We start from the raw sequence: 19,166 nt of genomic DNA on the forward strand, positions 1-19,166 counted from the left end.
CTAAAGATTCCTCAATCTACTGTTTCTCAACATCTACAGAAGTTAAGATATGCTGGTGTAATAGAGGGCAATCGAAAGGGCCTTGAAGTTAACTATAAAATTACAGATGAAAGAATAATAAAATTAATAAATTCAATTTTATTATCGAGTTAATAAATAATTATAAAAATACGGGGGGAAATAGTTATTATGAAAAAAGTATTAGTTGTAGGTGGAGTAGCTGGTGGAGCTACAGCAGCAGTTAGAATTAGGCGACTAGATGAGAATGCAGAAATAATTATGTTTGAAAGGGATGAATACATTTCTTTTGCAAATTGTGGACTACCTTATTATATTGGAGATGTTATAAAAGAAAGAGAGAAGCTTGTAGTTCAAACACCTGAGAGTATCAAAACTAGGTTTAATATAGACGTAAGAAATAACAGTGAAGTAGTTTCCATTGACACGGATAAAAAGATAGTTACAGTTAAAAGTAAGGCTAAAGGTACTTATGAAGAAAGCTATGATTATATAGTATTATCACCAGGAGCAAAAGCAATTAGACCTAATATAGAAGGTATTAACAGTAAAAGAATATTTACTTTAAGAAATATACCAGATACTGATAATATAAAGGCATATGTGGACACAAAGGGTATTAATAGTGCTGTGATTATTGGCGGAGGTTTTGTTGGTGTAGAAATGGCTGAGAACTTGAAAGAAAGAGGTCTTGAGGTTACTCTGGTAGAAGCCGCTCCCCACATAATGGCTCCTTTTGACACAAATATAGTTTTAACAATTGAAAAAGAACTTCAAGATAATGGTGTTTCCATGATTTTAAATGACGGAGTGAAAGCTTTTAAAGATACTGAAAATAGCGTTGAAATAACTCTAAATAGTGGTGCAAAATTAAACACTGATATGGTAATACTCGCAATAGGGGTTATTCCTGATACTGGATTCTTAAAAAATAGTGGAATAGAATTCGGACCTAAAGGGCACATATTAGTAAATGAAAAATTGGAAACATGTGTTTCTGGAATATTTGCAGTTGGTGATGCTATCGAAGTTGTAGATTTTGTAAATAAAACAAAAACAGCAGTGCCACTTGCTGGTCCTGCAAATAAGCAAGGTAGAATTGCAGCAGATAATATAGCAGGCCTTAAAACTACTTATAAGGGGACTCAAGGAACCGCAATTATTAAGGTTTTCGACTTAACCGCTGGAAGTACAGGTAATAATGAGCGAACTTTAACAAGGTTAAAGATTCCTTATAAAGTTATATTCATTCATCCTGTAGCCCATGCTTCATATTATCCTGCGGCTCTTTCCATGACTTTAAAACTTATTTTTAGTTCCGATGGTAAAATCCTTGGAGCTCAAGGAGTGGGTTATGACGGAGTGGACAAGAGAATAGACGTAATAGCTACAGCTATTAGATTCGGAGGAACGATATATGATTTAACAGAACTTGAGCTTTCATATGCGCCACCTTTCTCATCGGCTAAGGATCCTGTAAATATGGCAGGATATGTTGCGGAAAATGTGCTAGCAGGAAGAATGGACGTGTTAACACCAGATCAGTTCATGGCATACGACAAAGAAAATACTACGCTTTTAGATTTGCGTACTGAAATGGAATTTAGTAATGGACATGTTGAGAATGCAATAAACATTCCTATAGATAGTTTAAGAGAAAGAATAGGTGAACTGGATAAAAACAAAGAAATCCTTGAATACTGTTCAATAGGTCTTAAAGGATATATAGCTTCTAGAATGCTCACTCCAAAAGGATACAAAGTTAAAAACTTAACTGGAGGATATAAATCAGCTTCAATCTTAAATTTTAAGCCAAATAAACCGGAAATTAGTGATAAGGCAAAAGGACAGAGATTAGATCAAAATACTAGAGTTGTAAAAGAAACAGATAAAGGCATTATTAATTTTGATAAGCTCCTGGACGCTTGTGGTATGTGTTGCCCTGGACCACTAATTAAAGTTAAAGCGAATATTGACGAATTAAATGAAGGTCAAGTATTAAAAGTAATAGCTTCTGACATTGGCTTTTACGAGGACATTAAAGCTTGGTGTAATAAAACAAAGAATCAATTAATGGATTTAAAAAAAGAAAAAGGTATGATTTTTGCATTCATAAGAAAAGGAATTAATAATGATACAGAAATAGATACTTCCTGTCCATCTAATGCAGTGGAAAAAACAAATAAGACAATAGTACTTTTTAGTGGTGATTTAGATAAAGCAATCGCAGCCTTTATTATTGCAAATGGCGCAGTTGCAATGGGAAGCAAGGTTACTATATTATGTACTTTCTGGGGTCTTAATATCATACGCAAACCTGAAAAAGCAACCGTGAAAAAAGGGTTAATAGATTCAATGTTTGGATTTATGATGCCAAGAGGAAGTAAAAAGCTTAAACTTTCCCAAATGAACATAATGGGAATTGGAGCTAAAATGATCCGCTCAGTAATGAAAAATAAAAATATAAGTTCTCTTGAAGACTTAATTAAATCAGCAATAGATAGCGGAGTAGAAGTGGTTGCCTGCTCAATGTCCATGGACGTAATGGGAATTACACAGGAAGAACTTATAGGCGGTGTGAAAATTGGTGGAGTTGGTTACTACCTAGGAGAAGCAGAAGAATCAAATGTAAATCTATTTATTTAATATTGCAACATCGAAGATGATGAACAGCTAAGAAGTATGGATTATTATTTCCATACTTCTTTTTAAAAAATAATTCAATAAAGTTGATATGATGTTATATTGTAGATTCTAGTTATATTAGTTGTAATTTTAATCCATAATGATCAGCATTTATATTTATATCCTCTACAGATATGAAACTAGTTAGAGCACAGAGCTGTATCATTTCTTCCTTAGATATTCGATCATTAATAGATGGACCGATTTCAGTTTCTTTTTTCTCCCAGTCAATTATACAAAGGAACCCCTGAGTTTTAAGCACCCTTTTTATTTCCTTGAAATATCTAGGCTTATCTTCAATCTCATGAATTACATTGCTTATAAAAACATAGTCAATCGAATTATCTTGGATCGGAAAGGAATATTCATCACTTTGTATAAATTCTATATTAGAAATATTAGTAACTTTCTTTTTTGCAATATCAATCATTTCAGGTATTATATCTAATCCAATTGCTTTACCCTTATTTACAATATTAGCTGCAGGAATGGTGAAATACCCTATACCGCAACCTATATCAAGTAAGGTACATTTATCATCAATATGAAATTTTTTTAAGGTTTCTTCCGGTGGCATACTTTGTCTTCTTTTTAAATTATCTAATTTTTCTATGTTCTTAATATTAAATTTATGCATATAAACACTCTCCTTTAAATATATCATTACATTCGAATATAGTGATATTATTATATCATACAACTTTTAAATAAACGACAATGTTGAATATTGTCATTTGACATTAATGTTAATAGAATTCTGAAAATGTATTAGCCAGGATGTATTTTAAAACCGAAATTAATATTTGTAAATTACACTAATATCAATCGAAAGAAGGAAAAATCATGAATAACATATTAACCATAATATTAATCCTTTTAATAGCTTATATAATGTATCCTAAGATAATAATTAAATTTAATAAAAATGTAAAAAATGTTTCTGGCGAAGAAGCTGTTAACCTTATACGTGAAAATAAGGACCTCATTGTTTTAGATGTACGAAGCAAAGGTGAATACCAAACAGGACATATAAATGCTTCTAAGCTAATGCCGGCTAATGAAATTGCATCCAGAATTACTGAGCTAGAAAAATTTCGTGGCAACCCAATTTTAGTGCACTGTGCTTCAGGTGGTAGAAGCCCTAAAGCGGTTAATGTATTATTGAAAAATAAATTTGGTCCAATATATCATATGAATCATGGACTATCAGGTTTTAATGGTAATCTAAAAAAATAACCTATACCTTTTATTGCAGTAAAACAAAAAAAAGGAGCACAGCTGTGTTCCTTTTTTTGTTATTTATTGGTGATGATGTTCACCATGATGATTACAAGTTACATCTTTATTTTCCAAAGTTCCATTAATATATTCTTCAATTACCTTTTTATATTCTCCAGATGCTCCTTTTATTACTTGGAGACCATTTTGCTCTAAACCGCTAATTGCACCTCCGCCAATCCCACCAGTAATAACCACTGTCGCTCCCTGATTTTTGAGTAAGTCTGCCAAGCCCTGATGCTGATGTGCAAGCTCGACTGCTGATATTTCTTCAATGCTTATAATTTTTTTGGCTTCTATAGTCGCAATTACAAAACTTTCACTCATTCCAAAATGTTGATTCACCATACTACCATTATTAGGTATTGCTATTTTCATAAAATATAACCTCCACTTTTTATTTTTTTGCCTTTTTAATAATTTTATTGATAATACTATCAGCTATTTCATTTAATTCAGTATTTAGCTTGTATTCTCCTTTGTTTGAAATATTAACAATTTCCCTACACATTGGAATTTCTCCAAGTAAATCTAGGTCATTTTTATTTAAGAATTCGTCTATGTTATCTGATTCAAATATTTTTATTTTCTCGCTGCATTCTGGACAAATAATATAACTCATGTTCTCTATTAGTCCTATTATACCGATGTCTAGCTTACGTGCCATATTTATTGCTTTCCCAACAATCATAGATACTAAGTCTTGTGGTGTTGAAATCATTACTATTCCTGTAACTGGTATTGATTGCATTACTGTTAGTGCAACATCCCCTGTGCCAGGAGGCATATCTATAATTAAGTAATCAAGCTCTCCCCATATAACATCAGTCCAAAACTGCTTAACAACCCCAGAAACTGCTGGTCCTCGCCAAATAACTGGATCCTCTTCATTTTCCACAAGAAAGTTCATTGAAATAACATCAATGCCCTCAGTGGTTCTAACTGGCATAATACCAGATTCACTCATTACAGGTTTCACATCTTTAATACCTAATAATCTTGGTATACTTGGGCCTGTAATATCTGAATCCATAAGTCCAACCTTATAGCCCTTTTTATTAAGTTCATGTGCAATGAGAACAGATATTGTTGATTTACCTACGCCGCCTTTACCACTCATGACGCCGATAATATTTTTAACTTTATTTAATGGATTATTTTCAATGCTACATGTGTCTTTATTATCACATTCCCCATTTGATGGACAACTTTCACAATTAGCCATACATTATCACCTCGTTTTTATTTGTCATATGCTATTTATATTGTAATACTATTATTTATTATTGTCAAATGCCAATAAACCTTTTTTAAGAAAAACCCTTATAAAACTATTTATCAGAGGTACTGTATTTGTTACATTGCCTCTGACAAAAGCTACTTCGTTTATTACAAGTAACTTTCTCAGAGCCACAGGATGGACAAATTTTTCTATCTTCTTCATATTTTATTTCATAGGTATTAGCGCAAGCTAAACATTTAAATTTACATACATTTCTAGTATAGTTTCCACCACTTATATTTATTGCTTTCCCCTCTATTAAAGCTATAGCAATCTTTTTTCGTGCGCTATCAATTATGTTCTGAAAGGTTTGTCTTGAAACTAACATTCTCATTGCACATTCTTCCTGATTTAGATCTTCAACATCCTTAAGTCTCATGGCTTCTAACTCTTCAACCTTTATGAATATTTCTTCAATTTCACATTTCCGTATTCCTGCTGGTACAAAGTATGTATATTCGGGTAAATTCTCTACACGTCTATTTTTCACTGGTCTTGCCATAAATATTATCCTCACTTTTCATATACTCTTTACATTTTTTAAATGCTGTTTTTCAGTGGCATATGCTATATAAAATTTTACAGTGTATTAACATTAATGTCAAATAACAATATTTTATACAGTATACAATTAAGTCTTTATCCCAATCAATAATGCATATAGATACCAGATACCTTATCTATAATTTATTGTATTGTTATTGTAACGCCTATATCTACGGGTGTCCCAAAATATACTGAGGTTGTTGAGATTGCATCTATCCCAGTTCTTGCATAATCCTCAATATTACTTTCGTTAATTCCACCAGTGCCTATTAATGTAATTGAAGGATTTATACTTCTAACAGCTTTTACAATTGTTTTCAATTCTAATGGATTAATTTTATCAAATTGTAATCCGTCAACTCCAGCTTTACTTAGCATTATTGCAGTTTCAAAGTCTTCAATTTCAACAATTACTTTTTTTTCACAGGATCTTGCTTTAATGACTTCTAATTTTTCAATAAGACCAGGAACACCTCCAATGAAGTTTAAATGTTGCTTAAAGATTAGTACTGTCTCGGATAAACCAAGTCTATGAGGATAAGCTCCTCCTGCTATAATAGCTTTTATGGAAAACTCCTTTGTGCCTGGGAATATCTTTCTTGTAGTTACAATTTCAATTTGCGGATTAATGTTTTTTGCTTTATCAACCAGATATTTTGTCCTTGTTGCAATTCCAGAGCAGTATTCTAAAATGTTCATGGACACTTTCCAACCCATATGTAGCGCATCAACATTACCCTGTGCATGAACAATAACATCTCCAGATTTAACAAGAGTTCCAGACGCGAGAACTGTTTTACTTTCAATACCTAGCTTATTAAATATTCTTACCACTTCCTCAGATCCACTTATCACCGCATTTCCTCTTGAGATAAACTTTATTTCTCCCTTTTGACTATTAATTCCTAAAACTAATGAAGTCAAATCTATGTAAGGAATATCTTCTCTTATAATATTTTCTATTGTTTCATCATTTATATACATCATTATTAGCCCTCCTTAATAATTTATAATCACGTTTAATCCGTCGTATTCAGGAATAATCTGTATTAATTTGATGTTTCTATTTTTAGAATAATTTCGCTTAATTTGCTAATAAGTACTTCCATTTCTTCATTGTTGCCTATACTTATTCTTAGGAAATTATCAATCCTAGGTTTATTAAAATATCTTACAAGAATTCCCCTAGTTTTTAATTCGTTAAATATTATTTTCGCTTGAATTGTATTATGACGTGCGAATAAAAAGTTAGCTTTTGATTCTAATACAATAAAACCTAATTCTCTAAGAGAAGGGATTACTTTTTCTCTTGTATCTATAACTTTTAAGCGAGTACTCTGAAAATAAGCCTCATCCTCAAAAGATGCCTTTGCACCGGCTAAAGCAAGCCGATCAATTGTATAAGAGTTTATTGAGTTCTTAATTTTATTTAGACCTTCTATCAAATCTTTGTGTCCAAAAGCATAACCAACACGTAAACCTGCTAGTGCCCTAGATTTAGAGAGCGTCTGGATAATCAATAGGTTTGGATAATCATCTACAAAATCAACTAAAGATTCTCCACCAAAATCTATATATGCTTCGTCAATTATAACAACACTTTCTATGTTGTATTCTACAATTTTCTTTAAGGATTCCACTGATATATATTTGCTGGTCGGAGCATTTGGATTTGTTACTACAATTCCACCATTTTCAATACAAAAGGAATCTAGAGGCAAATTAAATTTATCGTCTAGGGGGATTAATTTATGTTTTAGTTTAAATAGATTAACATAAATTTCATAGAAACTATAGGTTATATCTGCAAATAAAATAGGTTTTTCTCTATTGAAAAATGCCATAAAAGAGAAAGCCAAAACCTCATCTGAACCATTTCCAACAAAGACTTGATTCGGTAATAATTTATAATAATTTGATAATGTATTTCTAAGTTCATCACAGTTTGGGTCAGGGTACAATTGAAGATTTTCATTAGATGCCTGTTTAATTGCTTCAATTACTTTTGGAGAAGGTGGGTACGGATTTTCATTAGTGTTTAATTTAATATATTTCCTATTTTTAGGTTGCTCTCCTGGTATATAAGGTTCAATGCTTTTTGTAGTTTCGCTCCAATATTTGCTCATTTATAATGCTCCTTTATATATCTAGTGCACTAGTTTGTACACTGATTGATTTTATTTTCTTACTACTATATTTATTTAATTATACTATTATTATTGGCATTTGACAATAATAAAAAACAAGAGTAATATGAAATTAGCAAATGCCAATATCTAAATAAAGGAGGAGTTTTAATGAAAATAGTAATTTCATCAAATGGAAAAACTAGTGAAAGTTTACTTGATAAGAGGTTCGGAAGGTGTGAATATTTTCAGATTCATGATACAGAGAGTAAGGAAGTTAAAATTTTAGAAAATAAAGGTCAAAATTCAAGTGGTGGAGCAGGTATTGTTGCAGCTAATCAATTAAATGTAGAAAAAGTAGACGTTATTATTACAGGAGATCTTGGACCTAATGCCTATGAACTTATTGAAAAAGCAGGAATTAGAGCGTATAAGTGTGGGAATATGGCTACAAGCTTAGTAATGGAGAAATATAACAATGGAGAACTTGAAGAAATAAAAATGTCTGGTCCTGCATACCATGGAGCAAACTAGTAGATCGGAGATGAGTATATAGTGAATATAGCAGTGCTTAGTGGAAAAGGAGGGACTGGTAAAACTACAGTGTCGTTAAATCTTGCCCTCGCACTAAAGTCAAATTATATAGACTGTGATGTAGAAGAACCAAATGGTTTCCTATTCTTAAAACCTAAAATAAATAAAACAGAAAAGGTTATGGTGGAATATCCCATTATAAATGATAATAAATGTACGGCCTGTGGAGTTTGCGTAAATGTATGTCAATTTAATGCTCTTGCAAAAGTAAATAAGGAAATTATACTCTTTGAAAAATTATGTCATGGTTGCGGAGCTTGTGAGATTGCATGTCAATATGAAGCTATAGCTTATAAAAAAAGAGAAACAGGAAAAATCGAAAGTGGCAAAATAAGAGACATAAATTGTAGCAGAGGAGTTTTAAATATAGGTGAACCTATGGGAGTACCCGTTATTAGAAAACTCCTTAAAAACTTATCCGACAACATTAATTTAATTGATTGCCCACCTGGGACTTCTTGTAATGTAGTAAATGCTTTAAAATACGCGCATGCAGCAATACTTGTTACGGAGCCTTCAGAGTTTGGACTACATGATTTAAAAATGGCTGTTGAACTTGTAAAAATGTATAATATATCTTTTGGGATAATTATAAATAAGGATGATGGAAAAGATAATATAGTAAAAAAATTTTGCAGACAAGAAGAAATAAAGTTAATAGCGACTATACCTTATAGTAAAGAGACTGCCATTCTTTATTCTAAGGGAGAAATATTATATGATGATTTACGTCATAAAACAATATTTGATAAAATTTCAAAGGAGGTGCTACTTTGGAATTAGTGATTTTAAGTGGAAAAGGCGGAACAGGTAAAACTACAATCGCAACAGCATTAGCTGAACTTTCTAAAGATGTTATAAGAATAGATTGTGATGTAGATGCACCAAATCTTTATATGTTTTACAAAGGATTAGATATTGAAAAAAGAGATTTTATTGGTGGCAAAAAAGCTGTTATAGATGAATTTCTTTGCGTTAAGTGTGGTAAATGTGAGGCCGTATGCAAATTTGATGCTGTAAAGGATTTTACGATAAACCCATTTGATTGTAAAGGTTGTGGCGCTTGCAGCTTAGTCTGTTCACAAAATGCTATAAAATTAAAGTCTGAAAAAACCGCAGATACATTTATTACTAAACTAGATAATGGGATAATTTCAAGGGCAGAAATGAAAATAGGAAGCGATGGTTCGGGAAAATTAATAGCTTATTTAAGGAAAAATGGCAAAAAATTGAATGATAATGGGAAGTTAACTATAATAGATGGTTCACCTGGTATTGGATGTCCTGTTATATCTTCAATTACCGGTAGCGATGCGGTATTAGTTGTTACAGAACCCACAAAATCAGGTTTAGGAGATTTAATGAGAGTGGTAACATTATGCGAATATTTTGGAGTTTTCTCCATGGTATGTATAAATAAATATGATATAAATGAAGAAGTATCTAGAGAAATAGAGAGTTTTGTTAATGAGAAGGGTTTAAAGTTAGTAGGTAAAATTCCATATGATGATATTGTTATGCAATCAATAAATGAACTAAAACCTATAACTTATTATAAAGATAGCATAGCAGAAAAGGCTATTGAAAATATGTGGAGTAATATAAAGAATTTCATGTAGAATTGATATAACAATATAAATATTTTATATTTTAGCTTAAAAATAGGAGGTAGATGCAAATGACAGACGTTTTAGAATATCGTAAGCAAGGATATAATTGTGCGGAATCTGTAATAAAGGCATTCAATGAAGAAAATGATGCTAATATTCCAATTTCAATTGCTAGTCCTTTTGGCACAGGTATGATGGTAGGAAGTACTTGTGGAGCAGTTACAGGAGCACTTATGGCATTAGGAACATTAAAAGGAAGAGAAGAAGTGACCACTAAGAATGAATCAAGAAAATACACAAAGGAAATAATGAATAAAGTAAAAGAAAAATATGGTACATTTGAATGCTTACAATTAAAGAAACAAGGCGTCTCATGTAATGAAATAATAGAGTACACCTATAATGTTTTAAAAGAATGTGTAAAATAAAATTTGTTTTAAAAATAGAAGGAGGATTTTAAATGCCTGATAATAATTCAAACTCATCAAATGAAAAATGTAAATATGAAGAAACTTTTAAGATTGAAAATAATCCGCTTAATAATATTAAGAAAGTAATAGGTGTTATGAGTGGTAAAGGTGGGGTAGGTAAATCAACAATTTCAGTTTTATTAGCTAAAGAACTAAACAAGAAAGGCTACAAAGTAGGGATACTTGATGCTGATATTACAGGCCCGAGCATACCTAAATTGCTGGATTTAGGGAGCAAGAGAGCAGAAACCTCTGAGCAAGGTATTTGGCCAGTAACAACAGAGGATGGTATTAAGGTGATGTCTCTTAATTTACTTATTGAAGACGAAGAGCAACCAGTAATATGGAGAGGTCCTATTATAGCAAATACAGTTAAACAGTTCTGGACAGACGTATTTTGGGAAGAACTTGACTATTTAATCATTGATATGCCACCTGGTACTGGAGATGTAGCACTTACAGCAATGCAGTCATTTCCTATTGATGGCATAGTAATGGTATCAATTCCTCAAGATTTAGTCTCTATGATAGTTGCAAAAGCTATTAATATGACAAGAAAAATGGATATTAAAGTGATAGGATTAGTAGAAAATATGAGCTATATTGTTTGTCCTGATTGTCAAAAGGAAATAAGAATTTTTGATAACAGTAATACACAAGAATTTTTAAATAAAATGGATGTACAACTTATTGGCGAGTTTCCAATGAGTAAAGAAATAATAGATGTTATCAATAATAACAGTAATACAATAAGTAAAGCATTAGATGATAAATTTAAGGGTTTGACTGAAAAAGTAATAGATTTTGTTAATTTTAAGGAGGATGTCAATATGAAAATTGCAGTAGCGAGTGAAGGAAAAAATGTAAGCGGACATTTTGGATTTTGTGAAGGATTTACAATATATGATGTAAATGAAGCTAAGGGATTAAAAAAAGAATTTGTTAAGAATCCTGGTCATAAACCTGGATATCTTCCAGTATTTTCGAAGGAATTAAATGTAAATATTATTATTGCAGGAGGCATGGGCGAAACAGCGCAGCAATTATTTAACGAAAGCGGTATTGAGGTAGTAGTTGGGGCACAAGGTCTTTGTGATGATGTAGTACAAAAACATATAGATGGTGAATTAAAATCAACAGGAAGTGTTTGCACGGAGCATGAACATGAAGGACACTGTAATGAATAATTATAAAGGATGATTTTATGAATGATGATTTAATACTTTTTAGAAAGATTATAGAAAAAAAAGGTTATAAATTTACAATGCAAAAAAAATAATATTAAGAACTATTTTTGAAAATAAGACCCATATAAATGCAAAAGTTATAAAAAAATCAGAGGTGAGAATATGTATACTTGTGCTATGTGCAGTGAACATCATTGCAAAACAGGAGAACTTGAGAAATTACCACTTAATTGTCCATGTAATGAAAAAGAAGAACAAGAAAAAATAAAGGATTTATATCTTGAAGATGAAAATTATAAATTAGCATATAATTCCGCGCTAGTAGAAGCAGAAGGATATTGTAAAAAAACAAGACTTGAAGAGACAATTGATTTTGCAAATAAGTGTAACTTTAAAAAGCTAGGAGTTGCTTTTTGCGTTGGGTTGAGCAAAGAGGCAAAAATATTGTCTTCAATACTACAACATAATGGTTTTGAGGTTAATTCAGTAGTATGCAAGAATGGAAGTATACCGAAAGAATTTTTAGATATTAAAGAAGATGAAAAAGTAAGACCTGGAACTTATGAATCAATGTGTAACCCTATCGGACAGGCCACTTTTTTAAATAAAGCCGAAGCAGACTTAAATATAATTTTGGGATTATGCGTAGGTCACGATTCACTATTTATAAAATATTCTAAAGCCCCTGTAACTGTTTTTGCAGTTAAGGATAGAGTACTTGCACATAATCCTATAGGCGCATTGTATCTTTCAGATGGTTACTATAAAAATAAATTGTATAAATAATGGAGGAATTATTATGAGTAAAATCAAAGGTGATATGAAATCATGTCTCCGGCAAAAATATTAGTTTCTTGTAGAGGTATTGATGGTAAAAATAATGCATTAGCAGTAGCATACTGCTGTAACTGTAGTTATGATCCACCAATGATTATGGTAGGCATTGTACCTTCAAGATATTCATATAAAATGATAAAGGAAACAGGATGTTTTGTAGTGAATCTTGTTACAAAAGAACAAAAAGAAATGTTTGACTATTTGGGTAGTCATAGTGGAAGGGATGAGGATAAATTTTCAAAACTTAATATTAAAGTTGAAGAAGGATTAAAGGTAAAGGTTCCTTTATTGGCAGATTGTCCTATAAACATAGAGTGCAAAGTGGTGGATTCTATAGTTACTGGATCACATGAAATGTTTGTAGGCAAAATTGAATATGTTCATTGTAATAGAGATATAGTTGATGCTTCAGAGCGCATTGATTTTTCTAAAATTGATTTCATATAAATTAATACTTAGGTATATTTGAAAAATATAATTGGAATTTGGTGATTAAGATGAATTTGAAAATAACAACGCTTATTGAAAATAATCCTGATGATAATAATCTTTTATCCAGTGAACACGGGTTGTCTCTATATATAGAAATTGATGAAATGAAAATTTTGTTTGATACTGGTCAAAGTGGAGATTTTATAAAAAATGCTGAAAAATTAAATGTAGATTTGAGTAATTTAAAATATGTTGTGTTAAGTCATGGACATTATGATCATACTGGAGGATTTAGAAATCTTGTCGATAAAATTGGTAACTCATATAAGTTAATTGCAGGGAAAGACTTTTTTAACAATAAATATAAATTAGTTGAAAAAGATAATTATAAGCATATTGGTAATTCCTTTGATAAAAAATATATTCGTCAAAATAATATTCAAGTAAAATATATTGAAGAAGATATATTTTATATTACTGAAAACATAATGATATTTTCTAATTTTAAAATAAGTAATGATATTGAACAAATAAACAAAATATTTCAAATAAAACAAGATGAAAACTATGTAGTAGATAATTTTTCTGATGAAATAGTATTAGTAGTGAGGCATGAAAAAGGTTTGTTGGTCATAGTAGGATGTTCTCATGTAGGGATAGTTAATATTTTAGAAAACATTGTAGAACGGACAGGTATGTCAATCTATGGTATTGTTGGTGGAACGCATTTAGTTGAAGCGGATGAACAAAGATTAAAGACTACAATGAACTATTTTAAAGAAAAAAACATCTGTATTTTAGCAATGTCTCATTGCACTGGGAAATATGCTGTTGAAAAAATTAGACATGAATTTGTTGATGAATTTGTATATAACACTACTGGAAATATTATTGAAATACTATAAAAATATGCTTCGATTATTAAATAATTTTAATTAAGGAGTATAATTTACATAAGAATTAATTCACATGGTAATAAAGGATCATAGTAGAATTTTTATAAAGAAACAAGATAAGAGCAATGGACACCTTGTCGACTAACATAGTAAAATTCTTTACTATGTTAGTCGACAACTTCCATTGCTCTTATCCTGTAATATCTAAGAATCCTATACCCATTATTTTTCCCTTTCCTTATTCTTGGTTATTTTTTCGACATCCAAAGGACTAGGAAGAATTGATACAGCTAAAAGCATAATTGCTTAGTTAAATTTAACTAAATGCTTAACAAACCTTATAAAACAACGCTTTAAGTACACTTATATTTTGAATATTTATAACAAATATAAAAGCTACCGTATTTTATGTTTGAATAATAAGGTACAAATTTATTTGTTTATTATTTTTTCAACACCCTTTCGACTAAAAAGAGTTGGAAGTCTAACACCTAACTTTTTAAAATCCTCGCCTTTAATCATATTCATGATTTTTAAACTTAATCCGGCTTGTAATGTTCTTACTGGGATACCTGTATTGGGCAATTTATTATTCTTATTAACCCTTAACCTCTAAAAAATATAAAAGTAATTTGATAAAGATTTCTGTTGTTGCTTCTTTTGCAATATCTTATTATCAGATGTCTGTTTCAATAGGAGTGTTAGTATACCACATGTTAATACTGTCAAATTGGCTAACTGGTTTTATCCTTTTTAGAGGGTTTTCTAGTAAAATACTTATTATTAAATTTTTCAAGGCAATTATACCATTATGTCCAGACATTATTAGAATGGAGGAAATTCGAATTTTTTTTACTGAAATGTAAAGACTATAAATAGACGTGGAAAGTATTTATTTTAATCTAAATGGTTAAATACAAAAATAGGAGGGAAAATTAAAATGGGAAATACAAAATATCACGACTTTATTAAAAGTCATTCTTGGCAGAGTCAACCCCTGATGGAAACAAAAGTTAAGAAAAAGCCAAATAACCCCATGGGTAGGCTAACCCTTTTAGGTTTAACGATGTTGGGATTGGGCGGAGCTATTGGTTCTGGTATTTTTGTCGCCAGCGGCCTTGCGATCAATCAGGCAGGTCCAGCCATTATCCTTACATTTATCATAGGTGGTATCATCTCCACTCTGGTAATGACAATGCTGGGGGAAATGTGTGCTAATGAACCAACCAGCGGTTCCTTCAGCTTTTATGCGGGGGAGTATCTTGGTCCTGCCCTAGGATTTATCTCCGGCTGGATCTATTGGCTGGCAGGGATTTTAACACTTTCTACAGAAATGGTTGCAGCGGCCTTAATTACACGTTTCTGGCTGCCGACGTGGCCGATTTGGCTGATTAGCCTAATTATAGTAGGAGTCATCGTAGGTATTAGTTTTTTGAATGTGAGGGCTTTCGCCCGGGTAGAAGAAATTTTGTCCTTCATTAAGGTTGGAATTCTCCTAGTTATTATCGCATCGGGTGTGGCCGTCTTTTCAAGGATATGGCCTGGAATTAAATCACCAGGCGTGTCTAACTACGTGATTCACGGTGGTTTTTTTCCTCATGGTCTTAAAGGGGCTTTTAGTTCACTCTTATTGGTTTTATACGCTTACGCTGGGGAACAGGTCATTGGACCCGCCGCCGGAGATACCCGTAATCCGCAGAAGACTATACCCCAGGCCGTCAGGCTGATTAATTTCATTTTGATTATCTTATACATAGGGGCCATAACTACCTTAGTGGGATTAGTTCACTGGTACCAGGTGCCCCTGAACGGGAGTGGCTTTATCTTTCTCTTTGATAATTTAGGGGTGCCTGCGATGACCCATATTATGAGCGCAGTTATTTTAAGTGCTATACTTTCGGCCATGAATTCCAACATGTATGGTGTACCCCGTATGCTCAAGTCTTTGGCTGAGCGACATGACGCCCCCGCATTTATGGCAAAAATAAAGCAAGGAGGGATGCCCATCACGGCAGTTCTCATATCTAGTACTTTCCTGTTGATAGTAGTGGGCATTTCTTACTTACTGCCCCAAAATATCTTCGTCTATATAGCCAGTGCCAGTGGCGTCACGATCTTATTGAACTGGCTGGTGATTGCACTCACATATGTTCGCTTCCGACGGTACAGTAAGACAAAGCAGGGAAACCAGTCTGAACAATCTTTCGGGTTTCCTTACGCCGCCGCCACGGCCATCGTGCTCTTGCTGATGGCCCTCGCCACTTCGGCCATGAGTTCCAATCAATTGGTGGGCCTTGTGGTAGGCATCAGCCTCGTGCTTTTGCTTACATTGTTCCATTTTTTCCTGGCAAGGAGATCCCGTCTTCGGGGCTCAAAGAATTCCCATAAATAATTTTATGAGAAATAATAGAAAACCAATTATGCTAGACTAGAATTAGTATTCCATTTCTAAACATTTACTACATTACACTATATGGTGGAGTAGTTATAACCTATTTATTTTTTAAATTCTAAGTTATATTTTTGTATCATCTAAATGATATAATTTATATTTTAAAAATATGAGTACACTATTCTTATATAAATAAAGAGGGTGAGAATTATGCAGGATAATAAATTAAAAAGCATAAATAGTCATAATAATTCAACCAAGGACCTAAATGCTTATAGCCTTGCAGGAATAGGAGGAATAATAGGTTCGGGATTCTTCCTTGGATCAGGAATAGCTATAAAAGAAGCAGGACCGTCAGTAGTTTTGGCACTTCTGTTTGCAGGAATCATTATGTCACAGGTACTGGGTGCCATGACTAGCATAAGTATAAACCGTCCTGTTACTGGCTCCTTCCGTGTATATACGGAGCAATTTTTAGGAAGATTTACAGGGTGTTTATTAGGGTGGATAATATATGTATCAAGGATACTGGGTACAGCGGCTGAAGCAATTGCAGAAGTATTATTCATTATTGCTTGGAGCAACAGGTTCTCAAAAATCTTCTTTAAAAATTCCACACATCTTTCATTTAAACGCTGATCTAATGCTTGATTAGAAATAACTATTCCTATTTTTGAACTAAGTTTTGTACATAAGGTAACAAGTGTATTATTCGCATGATTTCTGCCTACGTTAAGCAAGTAATGCCTATAAATACCATAAAGGTTGTATTAGAGTTGTTTTGATACTTTGTTTTTGGTAATAGTTTTGGAACTGAAAATCACTTATAAAGTGACTATTTCTAAGGTTTATATTTAAGTACCGAAAACGACTGTTTTGGAACTTTTGCAAAAAATAAAACAAGAGCATTTATTTACACTCTTGTTAATAACTCTACTGTTCATTTATTATTAATTTTAATTACTATTTAATGTGTGTAATCAATAATTTTTATAGTATCTCCTATTTTTTTCTGAATAACATCTTTCATTTTTTGTGCATGTGGACAAGCAAAACCAATAGGATTTCCTTTTGTAATACAGGACGCTAAAACAATAGTATCAGCACCTCTTTTAACCATTTCAACAGCTCTTGTTACAGCTTTTTTCCCTGGGCAACCACCACAAGTATTAACGCCAACTACCTCAATATCTTCTTCAATTCCTTCAAATGCAAGCTTTTTTTCCTTTACAACCTTGAAACAGGTAGTACTTGGACACATATCCTCCGTTTGCATACACCTTATTAATCCGACTTTCATTGTAATACCCCCTTCTCCCAGAATTAAAATTTGATATAGATGTTTAAGAAAACTTACTTTATTAATATAAACTTCTCTTAACCGTATAGGCTTAAACACTTTATTTATGTTTATTTTAATCTTATTGTATTATATTTGTTCGGTAATATCAATTTAAATAATTGAACGTTCTAAACAGAAAAAAAGAACTATTATGAACTACATTTATAGTAGTTCGTAATAGTACACTTTTTTTAACACTAGCTAAAATTATAAGATATATTTAATAAATGGTATTAAGTTGTAACTTTCTGTTCCATTGCTACAGAGACCTCAATCTAAGCTACATTGCTTGTCTGAATAGTTCAATTACTTGTTGAAGCGTAGCAAGACGTGGATTTGTAAATTGACATGCATCCGCTTTAGCATTTGTAGCCATTACTTCAAAGTCTTCTTCTTTAACACCTAACTCAGTGAGGCCTGAAGGAATACCTACGCATTTTGATAATCTTACAATTGAGTTAATTGCAACCTCAGCAGCATCATGTACACAAAGTCCAGTTACATTTTCCCCCATCGCAATAGCGATATCTTGGAATCTCTCTGCACTAGCTAAAATATTAAATCTAGAAACTATTGGAAGCAAAATAGCATTACATATTCCATGAGGCAAGTTGTAGAATCCACCTAGTTGATGTGCCATAGCATGCACATACCCAAGGCTTGCATTATTAAATGCCATACCACCTAAAAATTGAGCATAAGCCATTTTTTCTCTCGCTTCCATATTTGTACCGTTTGCAACTGCTTTAGGCAGGTATTTAGATATAAGTTTTATAGCCATTAATGCAGCAGAATCTGTAAGAGGAGTAGCAGCGCTAGAAACATAGGCTTCTATAGAGTGAGTAAGAGCATCCATTCCAGTAGCGGCAGTAAGTGCTGGTGGCATACCAACCATTAATTCAGGATCATTAATTGAAACATTTGGTGTTACTCTCCAGTCAACTATAGCCATTTTAACTTTACGAGAAGTATTTGTTATTATACAAAAACGTGTCATCTCTGATCCAGTACCTGCTGTAGTATTAACTGCAACAAAAGGTGGAAATTGTTTTGTTGATTTATCTAATCCCTCATAGTCCCTAATATTGCCACCATTAGCAGCTATAAGTCCAAGCCCTTTAGCACAATCATGAGAAGATCCTCCACCAAGTGATACTATTGCATCACAGGAATTTTCCTTCCACATTGCAACAGCGGCCTCTACATTGAGATCAGTTGGATTTGGCTGAGCACCATCGAAAATTATTGCTTCTAGACCAGCTTCTACTAATATACCTTTTACCTTTTCTGCCATACCTAATTTAGCTAACATTTCATCTGTAACAATTAATACTTTGTTACCACCTAATGATTTAATGTGATTTCCAACCTCATTAACAGACCCTTGACCAATTGAGTTTATTGTAGGAATAAAATAAGTGTTTATCATATACAGCACATCCTTTCTTTTATTACATTAAATACATTTTAG

General features: G+C 32.2%; 21 protein-coding genes. 13 read left to right on the forward strand and 8 right to left on the reverse strand.

Features of this window, described 5'->3' with window-relative positions:
- Nucleotides 1–6 precede the first annotated feature (6 nt).
- Complete coding sequence (locus tag VIM70_RS13990) at nt 7–153, forward strand: ArsR/SmtB family transcription factor (RefSeq protein ID WP_331946427.1); 147 nt, start codon at nt 7–9, stop codon at nt 151–153.
- A gap of 33 nt (nt 154–186) precedes the next feature.
- A complete protein-coding gene (locus tag VIM70_RS13995) occupies nt 187–2,664 on the forward strand; it encodes a CoA-disulfide reductase (protein WP_331946428.1) in 2,478 nt (825 codons plus the stop codon).
- A 112-nt stretch (nt 2,665–2,776) separates the two neighbouring features.
- On the opposite strand, the gene VIM70_RS14000 is transcribed toward VIM70_RS13995, so the two are convergent.
- Nucleotides 2,777–3,340, reverse strand: coding sequence for a class I SAM-dependent methyltransferase (locus VIM70_RS14000; protein ID WP_331946384.1), 564 nt, complete (start codon nt 3,338–3,340; stop codon nt 2,777–2,779).
- Nucleotides 3,341–3,546: 206 nt separating this feature from the next.
- On the opposite strand from VIM70_RS14000, the gene VIM70_RS14005 reads away from it, so the two are divergent.
- A complete protein-coding gene (locus VIM70_RS14005; protein WP_331946385.1) occupies nt 3,547–3,939 on the forward strand; it encodes a rhodanese-like domain-containing protein in 393 nt (130 codons plus the stop codon).
- A 63-nt stretch (nt 3,940–4,002) separates the two neighbouring features.
- Here the strand turns inward: VIM70_RS14005 and VIM70_RS14010 are convergent, their stop codons facing one another.
- The 5 genes from VIM70_RS14010 to hisC all read right to left on the reverse strand — a co-directional run bounded on the left by VIM70_RS14010 (nt 4,003) and on the right by hisC (nt 7,935).
- Nucleotides 4,003–4,359: a NifB/NifX family molybdenum-iron cluster-binding protein gene (locus tag VIM70_RS14010; RefSeq protein WP_331946386.1), complete on the reverse strand. Its 357-nt coding sequence runs from the start codon at nt 4,357–4,359 to the stop codon at nt 4,003–4,005.
- Nucleotides 4,360–4,378: 19 nt separating this feature from the next.
- Nucleotides 4,379–5,206 carry an Mrp/NBP35 family ATP-binding protein gene (locus VIM70_RS14015; RefSeq protein WP_331946387.1) on the reverse strand — a complete coding sequence of 276 codons (828 nt, stop codon included), beginning with the start codon at nt 5,204–5,206 and terminating at the stop codon, nt 4,379–4,381.
- A 106-nt stretch (nt 5,207–5,312) separates the two neighbouring features.
- Complete coding sequence (locus VIM70_RS14020; RefSeq protein ID WP_331946388.1) at nt 5,313–5,765, reverse strand: DUF134 domain-containing protein; 453 nt, start codon at nt 5,763–5,765, stop codon at nt 5,313–5,315.
- A 185-nt stretch (nt 5,766–5,950) separates the two neighbouring features.
- On the reverse strand, nt 5,951–6,796 hold the full coding sequence (gene modD / locus VIM70_RS14025; protein WP_331946389.1) for a ModD protein: 846 nt from the start codon (nt 6,794–6,796) through the stop codon (nt 5,951–5,953).
- 62 nt (nt 6,797–6,858) lie between these two features.
- Nucleotides 6,859–7,935 (reverse strand): histidinol-phosphate transaminase, encoded by a 1,077-nt coding sequence (gene hisC / locus VIM70_RS14030; protein WP_331946390.1) that lies wholly within the window; start codon nt 7,933–7,935, stop codon nt 6,859–6,861.
- A gap of 171 nt (nt 7,936–8,106) precedes the next feature.
- On the opposite strand from hisC, the gene VIM70_RS14035 reads away from it, so the two are divergent.
- From VIM70_RS14035 to VIM70_RS14080, 10 genes are all read left to right on the forward strand, one after another.
- The gene (locus VIM70_RS14035; protein WP_331946391.1) at nt 8,107–8,469 is read left to right on the forward strand and encodes a NifB/NifX family molybdenum-iron cluster-binding protein; all 363 of its coding nucleotides are present in this window, start codon (nt 8,107–8,109) and stop codon (nt 8,467–8,469) included.
- A 21-nt stretch (nt 8,470–8,490) separates the two neighbouring features.
- On the forward strand, nt 8,491–9,312 hold the full coding sequence (locus VIM70_RS14040) for an ATP-binding protein (RefSeq protein ID WP_331946392.1): 822 nt from the start codon (nt 8,491–8,493) through the stop codon (nt 9,310–9,312).
- On the forward strand, nt 9,303–10,148 hold the full coding sequence (locus tag VIM70_RS14045; protein ID WP_331946394.1) for an ATP-binding protein: 846 nt from the start codon (nt 9,303–9,305) through the stop codon (nt 10,146–10,148). Before VIM70_RS14040 ends, VIM70_RS14045 begins: the two co-directional genes overlap by 10 nt.
- Nucleotides 10,149–10,207: 59 nt before the next feature.
- Complete coding sequence (locus VIM70_RS14050) at nt 10,208–10,567, forward strand: C-GCAxxG-C-C family (seleno)protein (RefSeq protein ID WP_331946395.1); 360 nt, start codon at nt 10,208–10,210, stop codon at nt 10,565–10,567.
- Between the two features lie 32 nt (nt 10,568–10,599).
- The gene (locus tag VIM70_RS14055) at nt 10,600–11,796 is read left to right on the forward strand and encodes a P-loop NTPase (RefSeq protein ID WP_331946397.1); all 1,197 of its coding nucleotides are present in this window, start codon (nt 10,600–10,602) and stop codon (nt 11,794–11,796) included.
- 162 nt (nt 11,797–11,958) lie between these two features.
- Nucleotides 11,959–12,582 (forward strand): DUF1847 domain-containing protein, encoded by a 624-nt coding sequence (locus VIM70_RS14060; protein WP_331946399.1) that lies wholly within the window; start codon nt 11,959–11,961, stop codon nt 12,580–12,582.
- A 42-nt stretch (nt 12,583–12,624) separates the two neighbouring features.
- Entirely contained in the window at nt 12,625–13,080 is a 456-nt protein-coding gene (locus VIM70_RS14065; protein ID WP_331946400.1) for a flavin reductase family protein, read from the forward strand.
- Between the two features lie 50 nt (nt 13,081–13,130).
- Entirely contained in the window at nt 13,131–13,970 is an 840-nt protein-coding gene (locus VIM70_RS14070) for an MBL fold metallo-hydrolase (RefSeq protein WP_331946401.1), read from the forward strand.
- Between the two features lie 931 nt (nt 13,971–14,901).
- On the forward strand, nt 14,902–16,353 hold the full coding sequence (locus VIM70_RS14075; RefSeq protein ID WP_331946403.1) for an amino acid permease: 1,452 nt from the start codon (nt 14,902–14,904) through the stop codon (nt 16,351–16,353).
- Nucleotides 16,354–16,563: 210 nt separating this feature from the next.
- Nucleotides 16,564–16,992 carry a hypothetical protein gene (locus VIM70_RS14080; protein WP_331946404.1) on the forward strand — a complete coding sequence of 143 codons (429 nt, stop codon included), beginning with the start codon at nt 16,564–16,566 and terminating at the stop codon, nt 16,990–16,992.
- 328 nt (nt 16,993–17,320) lie between these two features.
- Here VIM70_RS14080 and VIM70_RS14085 read toward each other — a convergent pair whose 3' ends face one another.
- Together VIM70_RS14085 and VIM70_RS14090 are read right to left on the reverse strand one after the other, a co-directional pair.
- Nucleotides 17,321–17,653: a CGGC domain-containing protein gene (locus tag VIM70_RS14085; RefSeq protein ID WP_331946405.1), complete on the reverse strand. Its 333-nt coding sequence runs from the start codon at nt 17,651–17,653 to the stop codon at nt 17,321–17,323.
- A gap of 322 nt (nt 17,654–17,975) precedes the next feature.
- On the reverse strand, nt 17,976–19,124 hold the full coding sequence (locus tag VIM70_RS14090) for an iron-containing alcohol dehydrogenase (RefSeq protein ID WP_331946406.1): 1,149 nt from the start codon (nt 19,122–19,124) through the stop codon (nt 17,976–17,978).
- Nucleotides 19,125–19,166 lie beyond the last annotated feature (42 nt).

Origin of the sequence: Clostridium sp. (assembly GCF_036569345.1) — a bacterium.
Classification (GTDB): domain Bacteria; phylum Bacillota; class Clostridia; order Clostridiales; family Clostridiaceae; genus Clostridium_AD.